The following is a 20,765-nucleotide window of genomic DNA, read 5'->3' on the forward strand; positions in this document are numbered from 1 at the left end:
CGATCCCTAAATTTAGCGGGTCGGTCTGCGCGTCCGTCGTCGCGCGCATCAGCCGCGACCGCGCGCTTTGCGGCGTTCCACCTTCTCGATGGGCGCAGGCATGCCAAGATGGTAGCCCTGCATCAGATCGACACCCAGCTGCTTCAACAGCGCGCGCTGTTCGCCGGTTTCGACCCCCTCCACAAGCACCGTGAACTTCTGATGCTTGAGCATACGCACCATGTCTTCCAGCAGGCTGAGACCCTGCTCCGACTGGCATTCGACCAGAAAGCTGCGGTCGATCTTGACGGCGTCGAAACGGAACCGGTTGAGCCAGGCGAGACCGGCAAAACCGGTGCCGAAATCGTCGAGCCAGATCTGCACGCCGAGGCGTTTGAGATTCTCGATATTGCGGTGCGCCTCGACCTCCATATAGATGTCGATGCCTTCCGTCACCTCCAGTGCCAGCCGGTGCGGCTGAACACCGAGACTGGACAGGATTTCGGCCACTTTCAGCGGGAATCCGGGGGTTTTGAGCTGAACGGCGGAGACATTGACGGTCACGAAAGTGTCGTTGTCCTCCACGCACAGGTCCGTCAAAGCCTGCTCGATGGCCCAGTTGCCGAGTTCGACAATGGCGCCGGTCTGCTCTGCGGCAGGAATGAAAACAGGCGGGTGGATCGGTGTGCCGTCGAAATCACGCAGCCGCATCAGCGTTTCATGACCCAGGAGCTTGCCGGTTTGGGCATCCTTGATCGGCTGGTAAACGAGAGAAACCAGTTCGCGCTCCACCGCCTCGCTGAGCAGCAGCGCCAGGTTTTGCCGCGAGGCATGCATGTGAACGGCTTCCGGATCGTAGATCGTGAAGGTCGCGCGGGAAGCGAATTTGGAAGCATAGAGCGCGCGGTCCGCCTGCTGCAGCAGCACCGACAGTTCCATCGCGCCTTCGGTCTCGGTCATCGTCGCGCCGGCAGAGATGGTGATAATGTCGCGCTTGTCGGGCCGGTCCGGATGGGAAATCTTCAGCGCTTCCACGGCGTCGCAAAGCGCCTTGGCAACGGTCGCCAGTTCCTCCTTGTCGCGCACGGAGCAAAGAAGGAGAAATTCCTCTCCGCCATAACGGCCTGCGACGCCATGATAGGCACAAGCCGTTTCCTGGAAACACTGCGACAGTCGGATCAGGCATTCATCGCCGATATCGTGCCCCAGACTGTCATTGTAACGCTTGAAAAAGTCGACATCGATAAGAATGACGCCGATATGCTTGCCAAGCGCGAGTTCGCTGCGTTTGAGGGCGAAAAACTCCTGGCTCAGCGCGCGTCGGTTCAACATGCCGGTCAGCGGGTCGGTTTCGGCAATTTTCTTGAGCTGCCGGCCCTTCTCGATCGCCACCTGCTCCTGAATCTGCGCCTGCAGCGAATTCACGAAAGTATGGTAACGCTCATGGCTCAGGCGCCATGCGAGATAAAGCGAGAATGTCAGCGATGTCGTGAAGAAGAGGACGTGGATGAACTTGGTCTTGAAATCCACGTCGATCATGCTGGTTGTGGCGTATATACAACCTGCAGTCACAATTGAGGATGACGCTGCGGCGAGCGAAAAACGGAAATTGAAGAAGAGGTTTGTGGCCAGGATGAAAATCGTGCCGAAGATGGTGTATTCGGCTGCCAACTGGCGTTCAGACGAGGTGATGGAGATGAACAGCCAACCGAATGCCGAGGCCAGAATGGCCATGGCGGAAAAGGCCTGAATGGCCTTCAAGGGCAACCGCAGCCAAATGCCTGTCTCCAACAGCGAAAGCACCACGATGGCAAGGCCTATCCGGAACAGAAAGACCAGACTGCCGACATCGGGAAGCAGGTAGATGTCGGAGAAACCAAAACTCACATAAGTGATTGCGGCAGCCCACAAACCAAAGCGTGCGAGGCGCAAATTCTGCTTCTCGTTGCGCTCGTCGAGCACCTGCCTCAGAACCGGGTCCTGCCCTTCCCACCACGCGTTGCCGGCCGCGCTCTTGGCACGTCTCACAAGCTCGTCGGTTATCTGCATCTCACTGTCGCTCATGCCGACCGGTTACCTTCAAACAACAAAAGACAGGATCTGGGTGCCTGTACAAATTCGCTACAACAGTACGATTATGAAACATGGAGCGCTAAATTCGCGTTAAAGATGGCAGTTTGCAAATTGTCATCAAAATCGCTCGAACCATCCCCATGAAATTAACCATTTGTTAAACATGTTCTCGCGTTACGCCGATTAAGTCGCTACAACTTTTCGTGGTGGACGGGGATGTACCAAGATGCGTGTAGAGAATATGAATTTTGAAATCGACAAACACAGTCTCATAACGCCGGCTCTCATCAAGGAGCATATCGGCACACTCAGCGATCAGATTGACGCCGACCAACTCGGCGACCGGCAGTTGGAGCTGATATTGATATTGGAAATGAGCCGGCGCTCGTTTGCCAATGGCGAACCAGCGGCGGAGATTACCGACCGGCTCGGCGAACGGCTTCATGCCTTGCGCGAGAAATGCGCACCGGAAGTCTGGGAACACCTGGTGCCAGTCGCCCAGGGCCATCCGCTCGGGGAGTATATTTTCCAGGATCCGTTCACGAACTGGTCGTTTACAAAGCCGCGCGGTTATTCGGGCGACGCGGGGCTGATCGACCTCCTCTACCATCATGAGAGCACAAGAGAAATCTTGGCGCAGTCGACCGAGCTTGGGCGAGCCATTTACGCCTATACCAGCAACACGCCGCCTTGCGTGGCCGGCCGTGAACGTCGCGACATTCTTGCGCATACGGTGGATGCTACAGCAAAGCGGGTATGCGACGGCGCGGAAATTCTGGCTGTTGCTTGCGGACACCTGCGCGAAGCTGAACTGTCAGAAGCGCTGAAGGCCGGAACGCTGAAACGCTGGATCGCGCTTGACCAGGATACGGAAAGCGTTGAACTCGTTGAGAAAAAACATCAGAACTCGCTGATTACAGCCATCAATGGAAGCGTATCGGGACTTCTGAGACGGTCGTACAAGATTGGCAAATTTGATCTCGCCTATGCTGCCGGGCTTTATGATTATCTGCCGCGCGCAGTGGCCATTCGCCTGACGCAGCGTCTGGTCGAAATGCTGAAGGTTGGCGGCGAATTTCTGTTTGCCAATTTCAGCGATGAAGTCGGCACCGACGGCTACATGGAAACCTTCATGAACTGGCAGCTGATCTTCCGCAGCGAAGACGATATGTGGGACATCATCAACGCCTCGGTGGACCGGAACAAGGTGAAGGCGGACGTGTTTTTCGGAGAGAACCGCTATATCTGCTACGCGAAACTCCGGAAGATCGCCGACTGATATCGAGGCCGTCTATCTCAAAGCGGGGTCTGATCTTCGGCCCCGCTTTTCAAATTCCAGAAGCGCCATGGCGTCCACCAGTGCAGCCGCGCCTCCAGGCGTTCCGGCACGGGGTCATAACCCCAGGTACCGCCGGGACCGCATCGCATGAACCGAAAAAGCGCCATGAACCCGCCGGACCAGAGCCCGTGCCTTGCAACGGCTTCATAGCCATATTCGGAGCATGTGGGCATGTGACGACAAGACTGGCCTATAAAGCCGGAGAGCGTGAGTTGGTACAACCTGATCAGCCCTAACCCCAGGAGGCGACCGGGGGTCTTGGGAAACGCGCCCTGCCAGTTGCGTGAGGTTGACGAATAGCCGATCGGACGGGAATGTTTGTGGTCTTTACACATGCGCCCCGAACGCAACTCCAGCCGTTTCAATTTGATCCAGGCAGTCGCAGACCGCATCGAATGTCAGCATGGTCGAAGGGTGGCGCGCCTTGTAATCCTTGACAGGCTTCAGATAGCGCATGTCCTCGAAACGGCCGGTTGGGCCCTCGCCGCCTTCCTTGAGCATGGCCAGCATGTCCTTGCGCGCCTGACGCAGTTCTTCCGGCGTCGCACCGATGATGTGGCGGGCCATGATAGAGGAGGATGCCTGACCGAGTGCGCAGGCCTTCACGTCGTGAGCAAAATCACTCACATGGCCGTCGTTCATTTTCAGCCAGACCTTGACGCGCGAACCGCATAGTTTGGAATGGGCCATCGCCTCGGCGTCCGCGTCATCAAGGGTTCCGATGCGCGGAATATTGCCCGCAAAATCCAGAATTTTGGCGTTATATATGTCGTCCACGTCTGTGACTCCGCATTCCGTTCGAAACATCAATCTGCATCAGCGACAGCTTTCGGGGAAATGATTTTTCTCCCCGCGCCCTCTAACGGGCGCTTTTAGACCTTTTTCTGATTGATGTTGACCACTATATAATAATTCGTGTGCAAAGGCTCAGAATGCAAGGTGGCGCTGCAGCTTTTGTCAGAGGAGTACATTTTGCTGCAATCCAGTTTGCAGTTCATGACGTAATGAGGCACATGCCGTAAACGACATGACTCGTTTTGGCCCCTTAGGCAGAATGTAACAACCGTGCCTCAAACCGATTTGGGAAGAGGCCCCGGAGATTCGTGATGGATGCCATCGTGCAAAAGCTGGCGCTGAGTGCCAAAGACAATTCCCGTCCCACGCAGGAAGAAGCAGAAGACGCAGTACGCGTCTTGCTGCGCTGGGCGGGCGAAGACACCTCGCGTGAAGGCCTTTTGGATACCCCACGGCGCGTCGCAAAAGCCTATCGTGAGCTCTTTTCCGGCTATGATCAGGACGCCGCAGATGTGCTTGGCCGCACATTCGAAGAGGTGGCGGGCTATGACGACATGGTGCTTGTCCGCAATATTCCCTTCCACTCCCATTGCGAACACCACATGGTCCCGATCATTGGCACGGCAAGCGTCGGCTATCTTCCCGATGGCAGGGTGCTGGGTCTGTCCAAGATAGCCCGGACGGTCGATATATATGCCCGTCGGCTGCAAACGCAGGAATCCATGACATCCCAGATCGCCAATGCTATCCAGGATGCGCTGGACCCCAAGGGGGTTGCTGTTTTTGTGGAAGCCGAGCACATGTGCATGTCGATGCGCGGTATTCAGAAACAGGGTTCCACCACACTGACGACAACCTTTACCGGCGCATTCAAGGAAGATGCCTCCCTGCAGGCGCGTTTCATGACCATGGCACGAAGCGGAAAGTAAGACGTTCATGGAATTTTCTTCTCCCGCGAAGGACAAGGCCGCATTGGAAGAAGGCGCGGCCTTTACGCCGAAATTCGATGTGAACGGGCTTGTGACCGCTGTCGTGACCGATGAGCGCGACGGCGAGCTATTGATGGTTGCCTTCATGAATGCTGAAGCGCTTTCGCTGACGCTGGAAACCGGAATTGCGCATTATTACAGTCGCTCGCGCAGAGCGATCTGGAAAAAGGGTGAGACCTCCGGCAATCTGCAGACGGTGAAGGAATTGCGTACCGATTGCGACCAGGATGCGATCTGGCTGAAAGTTTCGGTCGCCGGTCATGATGCGACATGTCACACCGGGCGCAGGTCTTGCTTCTATCGGGTGGCGACGTTCAAAGACGGCGATGCCAAGCTCGAAATCGCCGATGACGAACGGCATTTTGACCCCGAAGACGTCTACAAGGCGTAGACTTTCGTTACATCACTTGATCAGGTCAATCGGTCCGCCGGTGAATTTCACAGGCCTCAATTCGCGCGTCCCGATCACATTAAAATGACTTCGCCTCCCTCTTCTTGCCTTCTTCGTGCGGTGACCTACCTACAATTCAGGAGAAAAGGAGAGCACGATGGCAGGAATCGAGCAATTTGGGCGCAGCGGCAGACTTGCCGGGTTTGTGTTGAGTGGTTTTCTGGCAATGGGTGGAACGGATGCCTTGAGTGCAGAATTCAGTTCGGATGAAGTCGCGCTCAAGACAGACGTGCTTGCCGATGGACTGGACCACCCCTGGTCGGTGGAGGTGCTGCCCGATGGTGCCTACATTGTTTCCGAACGCCCCGGTCGGCTGCGCATCATCCGCGACGGGGCCATTTCCGAGCCGATCGAAGGGCTGCCGGACCTCTTTGTCGGCGGACAGGGTGGACTGCTCGACATTGCCATTCCATCCAATTTTTCTCAAAGCCGGCAGTTCTATTTCACGGCCTCCATTCCGATGACCGGCGGACAAGGAACCGCACTTTTCAGCGCAGTGTTGAGCGAAGACGAGGCCCAGCTCGAAAACGTTGAAAAGCTTTTTGAGATGAATAAAGGGACACAGACCGGCCACCACTTTGGCTCGCGCATCGCCCTGGCCGATAATGGCGATATTTTTCTGACGCTTGGCGAAAGAGGCGATGGTGAGCGGGCGCAGGATCTTGGAGATTACGCTGGCGCGGTGATCCACTTAAAAGCGGACGGAACACCCTACCCCGCAGTCGAATTTACCCGCGGCGCAATGGGGCTGCCCGGCATGTGGTCCAAAGGCCATAGAAATCCGCAAGGCATCGATATCGATCCTGAGACCGGCAGGATCGTGGTGGTGGAACACGGCGCGCGTGGCGGCGACGAAATCAACTTTCCGCAGCAGGGCAAGAATTACGGATGGCCGGTCATTTCCTATGGCAGGCATTATTCCGGCGCAAAAATCGGCAAAGGCACAGAGGCGGAAGGCTATGAGCAGCCCTACTATTACTGGGACCCATCCATCGCGCCGGGTGCACTGGCGGTCTATCACGGCGAGATGTTTCCGGAATGGGAGGGCGATTTTCTGGTCACAGCGCTGAAGTTTCAGCTTCTCTCAAGGCTTGAACGCGGTCCTGACGGCGCTGTGCAAAAAGAGGAGCACCTGTTTGCCGATGCATTCGGTCGCTTGCGCGACGTGAAGGTCGCACCCGATGGGGCCGTGTTGCTGCTGACCGATGAAAGCGATGGCGAACTGATCCGTGTTAGCCGGCAAGGAGACTAAGGTCATCAATATCAAAGTCGCACAGAAAAGCACTTTTGAGAGGCATTTGCGTTATTCTTGGACATTTTTAGGGATTTTTCCCGCTGATTCACGAAATTGAAACCTAAGACGGGCGTTAATTGAACATTGGCGCCCGTTTTGCCTCTCGAGGTTGGAAATGCTGAACTGGAATTTTAGACACGGTGTGACAACAGCAATGGCGGCAGAGCCGGGCGGCCCGCCTCTTTCCCAAAACATGATCGAGCCAAGCAAAAATGAGCCGCGCGGCATTGCACTTGCGCTCGGCGGCGGGGCCGCACGCGGTTGGGCCCATATCGGCGCGCTGAGGGCGCTTGACGAAGAAAAAGTGAAGATCTCCATGATTGCCGGCACGTCCATCGGCGCGTTGGTGGGCGGTTGTTATCTCGCCGGAAAGCTGGACGAACTTGAGGCGTTTGCCCGTTCGCTGACCATGCGCCGAATGGCCGCTTTTCTCGATTTCACAATTGGCGGCGGCGGGCTGTTGAGTGGATTGCGGCTGACGAAACGCATGCAGGAACATCTAAGCGGTCTTAAGATCGAGGATCTCGACCGCCCATTCGTATCGGTCGCGACAGAACTGACGACCGGTCACGAGGTTTGGATGCATTCCGGTTCGCTGATTACGGCCATCCGCGCGTCATACGCCCTGCCCGGCATTTTCGAACCGGTGAGGACCAACAATCGGGTTCTGGTCGATGGTGCGCTGGTCAATCCGGTACCGGTTTCAGTGTGCCGGGCCTATGAAGAGCCGCTGGTGGTGGCTATCAACCTGCACTATGACCTTTACGGCCGCTCTGCAGTGGTCAAGCATAATGCCAGCCCCGATAACCTGCCGGAAGAGCGTGTGGTGGACGGTCAGCAGACGCATTACGGCGTGACCACGGTGATGGTGGAAGCGTTTAACATCATCCAGGACCGGATTTCGCGGGCGCGGCTTGCCGGAGACCCGCCGGATCTTTCGCTTCACCCGCGCCTTGGCGATATCGGTCTTTCCGAATTCCACCGGGCAGATGAAGCCATCAATCGCGGTTATGCCGAAACGAAGGCGAAAATCGGCGAAATCAAGCGGATGCAGGAAATTCTGGCCCGCTGAGCGGAAGGTCTCGAAGAGGCGCGTGCGCCACACCTCTTCCTGTCAGATCAGATGTGAACTGCTGGATTAACCGCGCGGTCCGCGCGCAACGCGCTCGATTTCTTCGCGCACCAGACGCTCCACCAAAGATGGAAGATTGTCGTCCAGCCATTCGCGCAGCATGGGACGCAGCATTTCCTCTGCGATCTCGTCAAGACTGCGCTGCGGCTCGGCATGGAGCGCGGCGGCCAGCTCATCGAACGAGCGAGCGACCTTATCCTCGGTTGCTTCGGAAACGATATGCTGCAGTTTCGTCTCGAGTTTGGCAACGGCGTTGCCCTGGCCGCCGGTATTTTCGGGTGCCGGTGCAGCGGGTGCGGTTTGGGCTTGCGCCGGTTTTGCCGGTGTGCTGCCGGCCGGCAGGCCCTGCATCCGGCTTGTGGTCAAAGGGCTGCTTGTTGCCATCGATTGCGGGGCCGCCTTCGCGATTTCTGCATGGGAGCGCACGCGCGCGGCCACGTCGGCAAGTGTGCTCGGCTTCGCGGCCGGCTGAGGCTCGGAAACCGGTGCAGCCTGCACCTGCGGCTGCTCTTCTGCCTGTTCCGGCTCGACTTCGAATGTTTCGTCAACCGTCAGGTGGATATCGCCATCATCCTCGTCATTCACAACGCTCAGCTCCGCAGCAGGCGCACTGATGGTCGCTTCATAAGATTGCGGCTCGGCGGTTTCCTGATTTTCCGGCTCTGGCGCAGCAACAGCCTCGCTCGGTTGGATATTATCCGGCTCGTTGCTCTCGATAATCCGACGTATGGACGCCAGAATTTCTTCCATTGACGGTTCACGCGCTACACTTGGCTGAGCCATTTTCATCCCCGTTTTTCAAAATCATACGCAGTTACAAAAAGCCAATCGCCGCCGCGATGGCCTATGTGCCACAATAGGATAACCGATTCACGAAACAATCGCCGCGAATCAACTATTCATATTGATACACAGTTTTGTGGCCGAAGCTGTGGATAGATTCAGGGAATTTTAACAAGGTCTGAGAAACAGTCCTTGACCAGATTTAGCGGTCGCCGACCGTGCGCAGACCGAACCATGCGTCCTTGACGGCCTCATAATGCTCTTCCGGCTTGTATTCGGCAACATTCAGACCTTGGCTGGCAACAGTCAGGTGACCCATGGCAGCGAGGACCGAATAGCTGTAGACAACAGCATCGCGCTCCGCGCTTGCAAGGCTTTCCTTGGCGTTCAAGACCGACTGCTGCGCATTGAGAACATCAAGCGTGGTCGACTGGCCTACATTGCGCTCTTCAATAACGCCGGACAGTGCCAGATTGGAGGCTGAAAGCTGCGCACGGTTTGCCTCGATGGCAGCACGGGCGGCCTCCAAGGCGGCATAGGCCGACACAATCTGCTGCTGAATGGAAAGCCGGACGGAATCGACCTGAATGCGGCTCTGGCTGAGGAGTTCCTTGGCCCTGCGAATTTGGCCGTATTCTGCGCCGCCCTGATAAATGGGAACATTCAGCTGTGCCGTGATACTCGCGCTGTTGTAGGTCGATGAGGACGTCAGGCTATTGTAGTTGCGGCCGAGCGCCCCGGTAACGCTAACACCCGGCAACATGCTGCCTTCCGCGGTCTTGACGTTATAGCCAGCGGCATCAACGCCGTGCATGGCAGCAAGCACAGATGGGTGATCGCGCATGCCAGTGGCAACAGCGGCATCCACGCTAGCCGGAATACCGGCAGATACCGGACCAGGCTGGCGAATGCCGGTTGCTTCAGTACCGACGATCTGCATGTAGACCGCCTTGCTCGATTTCAACTGCGCAACGGCGGCAGCGAGAAGCGCTTTTGCTGCTGCCAATTGAGCCTGCGCCTGGGAAACGTCGGTTCGCGTGCCCTCGCCCACTTCCAGGCGGGCATTGGCGGCCTTGAGCTGCTCATTCAGAAAGCCGAGGTTCTGCTGGCGCACCGACACAATCTGCTGATCGCGCGCGACATTGGCATAGGACTGTGCGGCGGCGAGCAGGATCGACATCTCCGTTGCCCGCATGCTTTCGCGGGTGGCATAGACATTTGCTTCCGCCGCGCGAATGCTGTTCAAGGTTTGAAAGCCATCGAAGATGTTTTGCGTAATGGACAGCCCATACGAGGATGACCGAGAGCTTTTATCGAGGCCGGAAACGCCGCCAATGTCATAAAGCCGCGTTTCGGACGCTGATGCATTTGCTGAAATCTTCGGCCTGTAGCCCGCCTTGGCGATGGTGACGCCTTCGTCCGTTGCGCGAAGGCCAGCACGCGCCGCATTCACATCCGGATTGTTGGCATAAGCCTTTGCCATTGCGCCGCTGATGGTCTCCGCACTTGCTGCCGGTGCAAGAAGAAGAAGAGGAAAAACGGCAGCAAGCAGGTGTTTTCGAACGTCCCTCACGGCATAACTCCAAATTGGCATAAAGAAGCGCGTGGGCATTTGCTCCTTCGCGCTCGAGAAAACAGACTCAAGATACAGCACCAAACTTGAGGAGGAACAATCGCCGCCTCAAGCCGTTCGCCCTTATACGAACATTTAAAGGACAAGGTCGTTGCCAATGAGCAACAGGTTCAATCAGTCCTGATTAAATGCCCGCAAACAGCATCAAAACACAAACTCTTCCGCCTTGCGGAAGCCTGGCAACGGCTTGACCGACGTATTGAACGCGAAACGCTCGGATACCGTGCCGTTTTCCTTCACATAAAGCTTCGCAGTGGAGGCATTTCCGTAACCGATGACGGCAACCAGCCGGCCACCATCGCGCAATTGCTCGAGAAGCGCCGCCGGCACCTCTTCCACTGCGCCATCAAGGATAATCACGTCATAGGGCGCTTCATCCGGATAGCCTGCCTCGAGATCCCCGGTGACCACCGCGACATTGTCATAGCCCAATTCTGCGAGTTTGGCGGTTGCCACGGATGCCAGCGTCTCATCGCTTTCAAGAGCCACGACGGAACCGGCAATGAGCGACAAAAGCGCTGAAACGTAACCGGTTGTAGCGCCAACTTCGAGGACGAAATCGTCCTTGGTGATGGTGGCAAGCTGCAGGAGCTTTGCAAGCGGCGACGGCTCCATGACGTAACGGCCTTGGGCCACCTGAATATCGTCATCGATATAGGCGAGCGCCGCCTTTTCAGCGGGAACGAAAGCCTCACGCGGCACAGAGAAAAACGCCGACAAAACGGAGTGTGAGGTGACGTCGGTCGTACGGATCTGGTTATCGACCATACGGTTCCGCGCGGCTTCAAAATCGATCATGTCGCAAATCCCAATTGCATGCTGCGGAGCGCCCGGCACCGCTTTTTGATGGCCGAACGCATTCACTTTTCTTTAACAGGTCTATTAGTCCCCACAATGACGGCTTTCAAGCGCGCAAAGCCAAGTGATGCGAAAAAGTCGCGCCTGTTGTCGGTTGTGACACAGTCATCAACAGAAAATTCCGCCCAGCGGGATGGCGCGTTTTTCGATTGGGAAAAAATTGGAGGCCTCGCCCGGAATCGAACCGGGGTGCAAGGATTTGCAGTCCTCTGCGTAACCACTCCGCCACGAGGCCGTCCGTATAATCATATCGGGTGGTGGCGGCGATGTAGAATGATTATAGAAAAACCGCAAGAGGAAAATTCGCAAATCATCTTATTCGCGAGCCGTGCCCTTGCGCCGACGCCACCAGACGATCATTCGCCGGCGCAGTCGCCGGATGAGATGGAACTCATAGGACAGAATCAGGAGACCGAGCGGCAGCATCCAGAAGCCCAGGACCGGCAAGAAGCCAAGAGTTCCGCAGATGATCAAGACAAGTCCAAGCAGGATTCGCATCATGCGCGAACGCGGCAGCGCATATTCGCGCTTGCCCACCCGCACGATGCGGCTCTGCGAATTGAATGCGAAAAAGCTTTTTTGGGATTTTGTCATCGAACCCGCTGTCTGGTAAGCCCTAGAGGTGGTTGACCACGATGGCTTTTCAACGGCCAATTTTGCCGATGATCGTTTTTTTTTGAAAAAACGCTTGGCAAATCGATCAAGCCTATGTATCAGCGCACTCAATTCGCCGCACGGCGATATTCCCTGGTAGCTCAGCGGTAGAGCACTCGACTGTTAATCGATAGGTCGTCGGTTCGAATCCGACCCGGGGAGCCAGTTTCATGAAAGGCCCGCAGCCATACGGCGCGGGCCTTTTTTGTTTCTCAGACGCCTTCCGATGGCGTTGAGCATCTTGCTCATTGGGCGGAGTGCTCGCCTGAACGCCTCATTTGTGGCACGATAACGATATGTTCGTTTTTAACCGCTATAGGTTCTCAAAGGTCGGAGACGGAACTTGTATATGCGTAACGTGGCAAAGAAGGTGGCTATTTCAGCCCTGCTTCTGGCGGCTCTCTGGCCTGTCGGCAGCGAGGCGGCAACCATTTGCCAGCGTCTGAACGCCAAGCTCTCTTCAGCGACGGTGACGATCGGAAATACTCAGTCTGCGCGGAAATATTCGCAGGCGATTACCCGACAACAGCGGGAAATGCGCAAGGTGCAAAGTGATTTGCGCAGTCTCGGATGTTCCTCAGGATCGGTTATCGTGTTCGGCGGAGCCAATGCACAGAATTGCAAGCTGCTTTCCACCACGCTTGACCGCATGGAGAGGAATCTCGAGACGCTTGAGCGCCAGAGAAAAAGCCTTGTTTCGCCTTCGCTTTCCAAGTCAGCACGCAAACGTATTCTGGCCTCACTTGAGGCGAATGGATGCAATGGGCTGAAGGACGCCGAAGAGACTGCCGGTGATCAACCGCAGAAACAAATCGAACTTGCCTATAATTCCATTTCGACGCCGGAAACGCTGCGTCAGCTCAACGATGCAGAACCACAAAGCTACCAGATAACCTCGCTTGGCGGCGTGGGCGAACACGGCAATCTGCGCACTGTGTGTGTGCGCACCTGTGACGGTGGCTTCTTTCCGATTTCTTCAAACGCAACACCTGCCGATTTTGCCCGTGATGCGCAGGTCTGTTCGATGATGTGCCCCGGGGTTTCGACGCAGCTTTTCTACCACGCGCTTTACAGCCAGGAGAGCGGCCAGATGATGTCCACGGTCAACGGCACCCCTTATGAGGAGATGCCGTTTGCCTATAAATACCGCAACGGTCAGCCCAACAGTTCGAAAGCCTGCAGCTGCAATTTTTCCGCCTATTATCGCGAGATGCTGCGGCGCGAAGGCGGTCAGGCTGTCGCCAAGACGGAGAAGACCGATCAGTCCTCCATCGCGGACCTCCGGGAAAAAAGCGGGCTTCGCGATTCGCTTCCTGCCGAGAGCGGGGCAACGCTGATGAAGTTGCGCCCCTATGACCCGGATGCGGTCAACATTCGCAAGGTGGGGCCTGAATTTCTGCCCGAGGAATCCTCGCTTGATCTCGCCAACCCTGCCACTGGCGCCATTTCAGACGGCCCCATCTCAGATGGCACATAGGTTTTGCTTGTAAGAGACAAGGCTCTTCGCCTATCTTCCGCCAAACTCTCCTCTTTGAACTCCCATTCAGGCCGATATGTTAAGTGTATTCAGCGTCACAGGCGTCGTCTTTATCCTGATTGCCTGCGGTTACATTGCCGTGCGAAGCCGATTCCTGGGTGAAGCCGAGCTTGCAGCGCTGATGCGCTATATTATGGGCCTTGCCCTGCCCGCGCTTCTGCTGAACACGATTGCGACACGGCATTTCGGCGACATCTTCGATACGGCCTATACAGGTGCCTATATTATCGGGACAGCGATTGCCTTTGCCTATGGTTACGTCATCAGCCGCCTCGTTTGGCGAAAGGACGCCACAGTCAGCGCCTTTGCAGCGATGGGATCGTCCGGTTCCAATAGCGGCTTTATCGGCTTTCCGATCCTGCACCTGATCATGCCAACCGTCGCGCCTGTGGCTTTGGCGTTGAACATGATTGTTGAAAACATCGTGATGTTGCCTGCGGTGATGGCGCTTGCCGAAAGCGGGCGTGGTGGCGGACTGAACAAACGTCAGCTCATTGGCCAGATATTCAAGCGGCTTGCCACCAATCCGCTGATGGTGGGCATGGTGATCGGTCTTGGCATTTCGCTTGCCAATATCGACTTGCCGCCGATCATCAGCAGGCCCATTGAATTGATGGCGCTTTCAGCAGCGGCTCCCTCACTGATCATCATTGGCGGCAATCTCGCACTGCTGCCGGAAGGCAGCCTTAATCTGCGCGTTCTCGTGATCGCCTTCGGCAAGCTCATCGTTCATCCGCTCGGTCTTCTGGCAGGCTTTGCAATGCTTGCCGCTTTGGGCATTGTGACGGCCTCGCGGGAACTGTTTGACGCAGCACTGATCATGGCAGCACTGCCGCAGATGGGCATCTACGTTATTCTGGCCGGTCGTTATGGCGAGGAAAAGACGGCGGCCATCACCATGTTTTTGACGACCGTCGTTTCCTTCTTCACGCTGAGCCTCTTGATCTGGTATCTGGATATTGTTCCGGGCTAGCCACCGTCCAACTGGCCCCATGCATCGCGAAAAACCAGATCCTGCAGCGGCAGGCGTTGCCGCCAGCCTTTGACCGCGAGTTCCGGTTCCCGGTACAGTTCATCGACATAGCCCACACAGAGCCAGGCAATGACCTCGACGTGATCTGGAATGCCGAGAATGGCCTTGATGTCCGCCTCGTGGAAGATGCTGACCCATCCCACACCCACGCCTTCGGCGCGCGCGGCCAGCCAGAGGTTCTGCACGGCACAGACGGTGGAATAGGCATCCATACGCATATTGTGGGTGCGGCCGAGCACCACCGTGCCGCCACGTGTAGGATCACACGTCACGCAGATATTCAAAGGTGCAGTTCGAATGCCTTCCAGCTTCAAGGCGCGATATTGGGTCTGTTTTTCGCCCTCGAACATTTGGGCGGCCTCTTCGTTGGCGCGGGAAAAGGCCTCCCATACCTTTTCGCGCACCGGCCCCGCTTCCACCAGCGTGAAGTTCCACGGCTGCATGAAACCCACAGAGGGCGCATGGTGCGCTGCAGACAAAAGCCGCCAGATGAGATCTTCCGGCAGTGGTTTCTCGAGAAACTGGCCGCGCACATCACGGCGGGTTTCGATGGCGCGGTAAACAGCTGAAAGGTCATCTGGCGCAAAGGCTTGCGTGCGGACCATCGGTCCGGCTTTTCTGTCGAGCATGGTCTTATTCCCCTTGGAACACATGCCAACCGCCCTGCCGTCCACGCAGGCGCGATCTATCTTTGACAGGCCGGTCTTCTGGCTTGGGATCGTCCGCGAAACGACACCTTCCCGGCTTCAGCCAGTGGTGTGGGTTTACCCCTGCTCGTTTTCGCGTCCCCCTTCACAGCGTTGGGCACGCGCCGGACTGGTACCGGCTTCCCGATTCTCCCACTTACGCGGGCACCTGACGAAACCGAAACTGGCACCCAAAAGGAGAATTGACAAGCCAGGTTCAGGGCTGATCCGAACTCTTCTCGGCAAGGCGTACGCCGGGCCAAAGCATGCGGGACAGCAACCCATCCCTGTCGCGGAACTGATGGCGGAAGGCCGCCAGCATGTGCACCAAAGCCAGAAACAGCAGCATATAGGCCAGAAATGCGTGCATGCCCGACCAGACGCCGGATGCATTGGGCGATGGGGTAAGCGGCAGGCGCGGCATCGAAAAGAGGCTGAAGAAATGCGCATATTGCGGAAAGGCTTTGGTGGAGAGAATGGCCCAGCCTGCCAGCGGCGTCACCATCAGGAGACCATAGAGCGCCCAATGGGAAAGGCGTGCTATGGGCCGCAGATTCCTTTCCATGCCAGCGGGTAATTCCGGTTTTTTGGACGCCAGTCGCCATGCCACCCTGCCCACCCATAAAAACAGGATGAGGAGGCCAAAGGATATATGCTGGGCGCGCATGGCATCGCGTGCGGCCACGTCCAATTCGCCCATCATGGTAAGACCCAGCCAGAATTGATAGAAAAACGGCCCCGCCATGATCCAGTGAAACAGGATCGTGACGAGGCCGTAGCTTTCCTTGGTGTCGCGGATCATCCGCGGTCACGAAACCGGTTGGTGATCGGATAACGGCGGTCGCGGCCGAAATTCTTCCTTGTGATTTTGACACCCGGAGCCGACTGTCGGCGCTTGTATTCGGCAATGTAGAGAAGATGTTCCACGCGGTGAACCGTTGCCTCATCGTGGCCGCGGGCAATGATTTCTGCGGTTCCCATTTCCTTCTCGACGAGGCATTCGAGTATATCATCCAGCACCGGATATGGCGGCAGCGAATCCTGGTCGGTCTGGTCAGGCCTCAGTTCCGCGGAGGGAGCCTTGTCGATGATGTTCTGCGGGATGACCTCGCCTGAGGGGCCGAGTGCGCCGGGCGGCACCTGTGTGTTACGCCAGGCGGACAGCGCGTAAACCTGCATCTTGTAAAGGTCTTTGATGGGGTTGAAGCCACCGTTCATATCGCCGTAGAGCGTGCAATAGCCGACCGACATTTCCGATTTGTTGCCGGTGGTGACCACCATTGAGCCAAACTTGTTGGAAATGGCCATGAGGATCATGCCGCGGGCGCGGCTCTGCAGGTTTTCCTCGGTGATGCCCTCTTCGGTTCCCTCGAAAAGCTCGGCGAGCGCTGCGTTGAAGCCCACCACCGGCTCCTCGATCGCCACGATATCGTAACGGCAGCCGAGCGCCTTGGCGCAGGCTTCGGCGTCAGCAAGCGATTCTTTAGAGGTATAGCGGTAGGGCATCATGACGGTGCGGACACGCTCTTCGCCAAGTGCATCAACGGCAATGGCTGCGCAAATGGCCGAATCGATACCGCCGGAAAGGCCCAGCACAACATTGCGGAAGCCATTCTTGTTCACATAGTCACGGAAACCCAGCACGCAGGCGCGATAATCGGCCTCTTCCTTTTCGGGAATTTTCGACATGAGCCCATCGCCACAGGTCCAGCCGTTATCGCCGCGTCTCCACGTGGAGATCGAAATGGCTTCCTCGAACTGGCTCATCTGGAATGCCAGCGTCTTGTCCGCGTTGAAGGCGAAAGACGCGCCGTCGAAGACGAGTTCATCCTGGCCGCCGAGCTGATTGATATAGAGCATCGGCAAGCCGGTTTCGATGACCTGCCTCAAAACGACCTGATGGCGGACATCCACCTTGCCGCGGTAATAGGGCGAACCGTTTGGCACGATGAGAATTTCAGCACCGCTTTCGGCGAGCGTTTCGCAAATGCCGAGATCGCCCCAAATGTCTTCGCAGACGGGAATGCCAATCCTCACGCCGCGGAAATTGACCGGACCCGAGATTTCACCGGCGACGAAAACGCGCTTCTCATCGAATTCGCCATAGTTGGGCAGGTCGACCTTATCGAAGATTGCGGTGACCTTGCCGGCGTCGAGCACGGCGACGGAATTGTGCCGGCCCTTTTTGCTCTCACGCGGATATCCGATGATCACACCGGGACCGCCATCGTCTGTTTCTGAGGCCAATTCGTTGATCGCCGCATCGCAGGCGGCCAGGAAAGCAGGCTTCAGAACCAAGTCTTCAGGCGGATAGCCGGAAATGAAGAGCTCGGTGAAGACAATCAGGTCTGCGCCTTGGCGGGCAGCGTCTGCGCGGGCTTCACGGGCACGCTCAAGATTGCCCTTTACGTCGCCCACGGTCGGGTTGAGCTGGGCTGAGGCAATACGCAAAATATCGGCGGTGGGGGATGTCTTTGTCATGCCAGCCTTTTAACATGAAAGATGAGGAATTGAAGCGCGAAGAATGGGCTTTGCTTTTGCCATTCTTTACTTACGTATTATAACTTGAACATGGAATCTGTAGATCGAAATATCACGGCAGACGTGCGCGCTTCCCACAGAAGTGAAACGCCGATTTTGAGCCGGTTTCAGATTGCACAGGCACCACAGTTTCTCGACACCGAAAAACGTATCGCCGGTGAATTACTTCAGGTTCATGCGGAAAATCCGCGTATGGCCCGTTTGCTGGCCTCTTACAAAAAGTGGCTGATGACGCATGCGCTCTATGCATTGAGCAAAGAGCGAAATGCTGACGATCATGTCTCTGGCCTGAGGCCGGGCCGTTTGCTGGACGTGATGGTGCAATATGGGACGGTGAGCCGCAATACGGCCAGTGCTTATCTGGCTGAACTGGTTGCGTACAAGTTTCTGGAAATCGTGGACGACCGACCCGACAAAAGGCTAAAACTGCTCAAGCCAACGCAACTCGCAGAGGCGGGTATGCGCCGCTGGTACAATAGCCATCTTGCCTGTCTGGACGACCTGGATGGCGGCAAGAGAGTCGTTCTCTCGGAGAAAAATCCCGAGCTTATCTTCTTGGCCCAGCCCCGAATGATCAAACGAATTCTCGATGATGAAGAGTGGATGCGGCCACCGCCTTCCATGGCTTTTTTCCTGGATTCCGACGTCGGCGGACTGCTGATTCACTTCATAATCACCCGTCTGGAGAGCCTCGTCGCTCACGAGGATCACGTTAGAATCGGGCCATTGAGCACCCCTGCCCTCGCGGACATGTTCAACATCTCTGCGTCCAACATCAAGCGCATGTTCAGAAAGTGCGAGGACATGGGCCTTTTGGGTTGGGATAAACCGAGGCGGCGCGGCGACTTCTGGATTTCGGAACGGTTTGTGCGCGACCACTTCCAGCGTCAAGCCATCAAGTTCGAAATGGTCGATGAAGCATTTCATTGGGCAGGCCAAAACGGACGGGTTTGCTGCGAAGCCGGAATGGGCGCTTCTGGCTGAGCAGGCAGACGGCAACCAAGAGCCGCTATTTGCAGCCTTGCTCAAACTGCGGCACGCCGTCCGAAATTTCGTAATAGTCTCCCTTGTCCGCGCAGTAGATGTGCGTTTCAAGTTTCAGCGCGGTTGGGCTCTCAAAACTGCCGGCACTGACTGAAATCTTGTCCGATGCCTCGCATTTCCAAAGCAAGAGCGAGCCGCAGGTCTTGCAGAAGCCGCGACGGTAGCCGGGTGTGGAAACATACCAGGAGAGATTGTCTGCATCGTGCAGTTCAAGCTCGTTTTCCAATACGTCGGTCGCGGCCCAAAAGTGACCTGACTGTTTGCGGCATTGCGAGCAATGGCAGGCCGAGACTGCGCGCAGCTTTCCAAATGTGCTGAACCGCACTGCGCCGCAAAGGCAGGCCCCTCGTCCCGTTTCTGTCATCTGTGCACCTTCTGAAACCAATAAGGGCCAGCATCGCTGCCGGCCCTTCACGCTTCAAGTTCAATTTGCTGACGATAAGGTTCAGCGTTTCTTATGCTCTGACGGACGACATAGCCCGTTTTTCGTCATGCGCTTCCTTCATCCGCTCGGCCAGAAGGAAGGCCAATTCCAGCGCCTGATCAGCATTGAGGCGGGGATCGCAATAGGTGTGGTAGCGGTCGGCCAGATCGTCGCCCGTCAGCGCCCGCGCACCGCCGGTGCATTCGGTCACATCCTTGCCGGTCATTTCAAAATGAACGCCGCCCGGATGGGTGCCTTCGGAGCGGTGGATCTGGAAGAAACTTTCCACTTCACTGAGGACGCGTTCGAACGGTCGGGTCTTGTAGCCGTTCAGCGAAATGGTGTTGCCGTGCATGGGATCGCAGGACCAGACAACCTTGCGGCCTTCCTTCTCCACCGCGCGGATAAGACCCGGCAGATGGTCGGCGACCTTGTCATAGCCAAAGCGGCAAATGAGGGTCAGACGACCGGCTTCGTTTTCCGGGTTCAGGATGTCGATCAGTTTGATCAGTTCATCAGGCTGCAGCGAGGGGCCGCATTTCAGACCAATCGGGTTCTTGATGCCGCGGAAATACTCAACATGCGCACCGTCGGGCTGGCGTGTCCGGTCGCCGATCCAGATCATGTGACCGGATGTTGCGTACCATTCGCCGGAGGTGGAATCGACGCGGGTCATCGCTTCCTCGTAACCGAGAAGCAGCGCTTCATGGCTGGTGTAGAAGTCGGTTTCGCGCAGACGCGGATTGGTTTCGGAGGTGATGCCGATGGCCCGCATGAACTCCATGGTTTCGGAAATGCGATCAGCGAGCTTGCGGTAACGTTCGCCCTGCGGGGATTCCTTCACGAAGCCGAGCATCCACTGATGCACGTTTTCGAGGTTGGCATATCCACCCATTGCAAAGGCACGCAGAAGGTTGAGCGTGGCAGCCGACTGGCGATAGGCCATGATCTGGCGCTCGGGATCGGGAATGCGCGATTCCGGCGTGAAGGCGATATCGTTGATGATGTCGCCACGATAGCTTGGCAGTTCGACATCGCCCTGCTTTTCTGTGTTCGACGAGCGCGGCTTGGCGAACTGGCCCGCAATGCGGCCAACCTTGACGACCGGCAGCTGCGCGCCGAAGGTCAAGACGACGGCCATCTGCAGGAATGCGCGGAAAAAGTCGCGGATATTGTCAGCGCCGTGTTCTGCAAAGCTCTCGGCACAATCGCCGCCCTGGAGCAGAAATGCATCGCCATTGGCAACATCTGCCAGTGCCGATTTCAGCCGACGCGCCTCACCGGCAAAAACCAGCGGCGGAAAGCTTGCAAGACGCTGTTCGGCAACCTTGAGCGCTGCCTGATCGGGATAGTCCGGAACCTGAAGGATCGGCTTCTGCCTCCAGCTCGACGGTGTCCATTTCTCAGCCATTTTACTTCACCTAGTTCTCATTGGGCGCAGCTCAGGCCGCGCAAGGTGAGCGCCTTATAGACATTTCAATTCGGCTTGCAAAGCCATCGGAGCATGGCAAGCGATATCC

Annotated in this window: 20 protein-coding genes, 2 tRNA genes and 1 riboswitch; of the genes, 9 read left to right on the forward strand and 13 right to left on the reverse strand. The window is 56.7% G+C overall.

Annotated elements, in window-relative coordinates; all coding sequences use genetic code 11:
• Positions 1–48 precede the first annotated feature (48 nt).
• Entirely contained in the window at positions 49–2,043 is a 1,995-nt protein-coding gene (locus tag NHF56_RS08735) for a bifunctional diguanylate cyclase/phosphodiesterase (RefSeq protein WP_252803448.1), read from the reverse strand.
• A gap of 235 nt (positions 2,044–2,278) precedes the next feature.
• Between NHF56_RS08735 and NHF56_RS08740 the strand changes: the two genes are divergently transcribed.
• Positions 2,279–3,331 (forward strand): class I SAM-dependent methyltransferase, encoded by a 1,053-nt coding sequence (locus NHF56_RS08740; protein ID WP_252803450.1) that lies wholly within the window; start codon positions 2,279–2,281, stop codon positions 3,329–3,331.
• 17 nt (positions 3,332–3,348) lie between these two features.
• Here the strand turns inward: NHF56_RS08740 and yidD are convergent, their stop codons facing one another.
• A complete protein-coding gene (gene yidD / locus NHF56_RS08745; protein ID WP_252803452.1) occupies positions 3,349–3,726 on the reverse strand; it encodes a membrane protein insertion efficiency factor YidD in 378 nt (125 codons plus the stop codon).
• Positions 3,719–4,168: an iron-sulfur cluster assembly scaffold protein gene (locus tag NHF56_RS08750; protein ID WP_252803454.1), complete on the reverse strand. Its 450-nt coding sequence runs from the start codon at positions 4,166–4,168 to the stop codon at positions 3,719–3,721. Before NHF56_RS08750 ends, yidD begins: the two co-directional genes overlap by 8 nt.
• Before the next feature lie 329 nt (positions 4,169–4,497).
• On the opposite strand from NHF56_RS08750, the gene folE reads away from it, so the two are divergent.
• The 4 genes from folE (at position 4,498) to NHF56_RS08770 (ending at position 7,992) form a co-directional block, all read left to right on the forward strand.
• The gene (gene folE / locus NHF56_RS08755) at positions 4,498–5,115 is read left to right on the forward strand and encodes a GTP cyclohydrolase I FolE (RefSeq protein WP_252803456.1); all 618 of its coding nucleotides are present in this window, start codon (positions 4,498–4,500) and stop codon (positions 5,113–5,115) included.
• Between the two features lie 7 nt (positions 5,116–5,122).
• Positions 5,123–5,566 (forward strand): phosphoribosyl-AMP cyclohydrolase, encoded by a 444-nt coding sequence (gene hisI / locus NHF56_RS08760; protein WP_252803458.1) that lies wholly within the window; start codon positions 5,123–5,125, stop codon positions 5,564–5,566.
• A 157-nt stretch (positions 5,567–5,723) separates the two neighbouring features.
• Positions 5,724–6,878: a PQQ-dependent sugar dehydrogenase gene (locus NHF56_RS08765; RefSeq protein WP_252803460.1), complete on the forward strand. Its 1,155-nt coding sequence runs from the start codon at positions 5,724–5,726 to the stop codon at positions 6,876–6,878.
• Positions 6,879–7,035: 157 nt separating this feature from the next.
• Entirely contained in the window at positions 7,036–7,992 is a 957-nt protein-coding gene (locus NHF56_RS08770) for a patatin-like phospholipase family protein (protein WP_373456268.1), read from the forward strand.
• Positions 7,993–8,058: 66 nt separating this feature from the next.
• Here NHF56_RS08770 and NHF56_RS08775 read toward each other — a convergent pair whose 3' ends face one another.
• The 5 genes from NHF56_RS08775 to NHF56_RS08795 form a co-directional block, all read right to left on the reverse strand.
• Positions 8,059–8,835, reverse strand: coding sequence for a PopZ family protein (locus NHF56_RS08775; RefSeq protein ID WP_252803462.1), 777 nt, complete (start codon positions 8,833–8,835; stop codon positions 8,059–8,061).
• Positions 8,836–9,037: 202 nt separating this feature from the next.
• A complete protein-coding gene (locus NHF56_RS08780) occupies positions 9,038–10,408 on the reverse strand; it encodes a TolC family outer membrane protein (RefSeq protein ID WP_252803464.1) in 1,371 nt (456 codons plus the stop codon).
• Positions 10,409–10,612: 204 nt separating this feature from the next.
• Positions 10,613–11,266, reverse strand: coding sequence for a protein-L-isoaspartate O-methyltransferase (locus NHF56_RS08785; protein ID WP_252803467.1), 654 nt, complete (start codon positions 11,264–11,266; stop codon positions 10,613–10,615).
• Between the two features lie 221 nt (positions 11,267–11,487).
• Positions 11,488–11,561 (reverse strand) — tRNA-Cys (locus tag NHF56_RS08790).
• 80 nt (positions 11,562–11,641) lie between these two features.
• On the reverse strand, positions 11,642–11,920 hold the full coding sequence (locus tag NHF56_RS08795) for a hypothetical protein (RefSeq protein WP_252803469.1): 279 nt from the start codon (positions 11,918–11,920) through the stop codon (positions 11,642–11,644).
• 150 nt (positions 11,921–12,070) lie between these two features.
• On the opposite strand from NHF56_RS08795, the gene NHF56_RS08800 reads away from it, so the two are divergent.
• The 3 genes from NHF56_RS08800 (at position 12,071) to NHF56_RS08810 (ending at position 14,490) form a co-directional block, all read left to right on the forward strand.
• Positions 12,071–12,145 (forward strand) — tRNA-Asn (locus NHF56_RS08800).
• A 184-nt stretch (positions 12,146–12,329) separates the two neighbouring features.
• Positions 12,330–13,457 (forward strand): DUF2865 domain-containing protein, encoded by a 1,128-nt coding sequence (locus NHF56_RS08805; RefSeq protein ID WP_252804935.1) that lies wholly within the window; start codon positions 12,330–12,332, stop codon positions 13,455–13,457.
• Positions 13,458–13,533: 76 nt separating this feature from the next.
• The gene (locus tag NHF56_RS08810) at positions 13,534–14,490 is read left to right on the forward strand and encodes an AEC family transporter (RefSeq protein ID WP_252803470.1); all 957 of its coding nucleotides are present in this window, start codon (positions 13,534–13,536) and stop codon (positions 14,488–14,490) included.
• On the opposite strand, the gene bluB is transcribed toward NHF56_RS08810, so the two are convergent.
• The 3 genes from bluB to NHF56_RS08825 all read right to left on the reverse strand — a co-directional run bounded on the left by bluB (position 14,487) and on the right by NHF56_RS08825 (position 17,717).
• Positions 14,487–15,179 (reverse strand): 5,6-dimethylbenzimidazole synthase, encoded by a 693-nt coding sequence (gene bluB, locus NHF56_RS08815; protein WP_252803472.1) that lies wholly within the window; start codon positions 15,177–15,179, stop codon positions 14,487–14,489. The genes NHF56_RS08810 and bluB overlap by 4 nt on opposite strands.
• 50 nt (positions 15,180–15,229) lie before the next feature.
• Positions 15,230–15,424, reverse strand: a riboswitch (cobalamin riboswitch).
• A gap of 29 nt (positions 15,425–15,453) precedes the next feature.
• Entirely contained in the window at positions 15,454–16,038 is a 585-nt protein-coding gene (locus tag NHF56_RS08820) for a cytochrome b (RefSeq protein WP_252803474.1), read from the reverse strand.
• Positions 16,035–17,717 (reverse strand): NAD+ synthase, encoded by a 1,683-nt coding sequence (locus tag NHF56_RS08825; RefSeq protein ID WP_252803476.1) that lies wholly within the window; start codon positions 17,715–17,717, stop codon positions 16,035–16,037. Before NHF56_RS08825 ends, NHF56_RS08820 begins: the two co-directional genes overlap by 4 nt.
• A gap of 252 nt (positions 17,718–17,969) precedes the next feature.
• Here NHF56_RS08825 and NHF56_RS08830 point away from each other — a divergent pair, with 252 nt between their 5' ends.
• Positions 17,970–18,761, forward strand: coding sequence for a hypothetical protein (locus tag NHF56_RS08830; RefSeq protein WP_252803478.1), 792 nt, complete (start codon positions 17,970–17,972; stop codon positions 18,759–18,761).
• Between the two features lie 25 nt (positions 18,762–18,786).
• Here NHF56_RS08830 and NHF56_RS08835 read toward each other — a convergent pair whose 3' ends face one another.
• Both NHF56_RS08835 and NHF56_RS08840 read right to left on the reverse strand, forming a co-directional pair.
• Positions 18,787–19,185, reverse strand: coding sequence for a GFA family protein (locus NHF56_RS08835; protein WP_252803479.1), 399 nt, complete (start codon positions 19,183–19,185; stop codon positions 18,787–18,789).
• A gap of 91 nt (positions 19,186–19,276) precedes the next feature.
• The gene (locus tag NHF56_RS08840; RefSeq protein ID WP_252803481.1) at positions 19,277–20,656 is read right to left on the reverse strand and encodes a class II 3-deoxy-7-phosphoheptulonate synthase; all 1,380 of its coding nucleotides are present in this window, start codon (positions 20,654–20,656) and stop codon (positions 19,277–19,279) included.
• Positions 20,657–20,765: the final 109 nt, after the last annotated feature.

The sequence above is a fragment of the Rhizobium sp. L1K21 genome (assembly GCF_024055895.1).
Taxonomy (GTDB): Bacteria; Pseudomonadota; Alphaproteobacteria; order Rhizobiales; family Rhizobiaceae; genus Ensifer_A.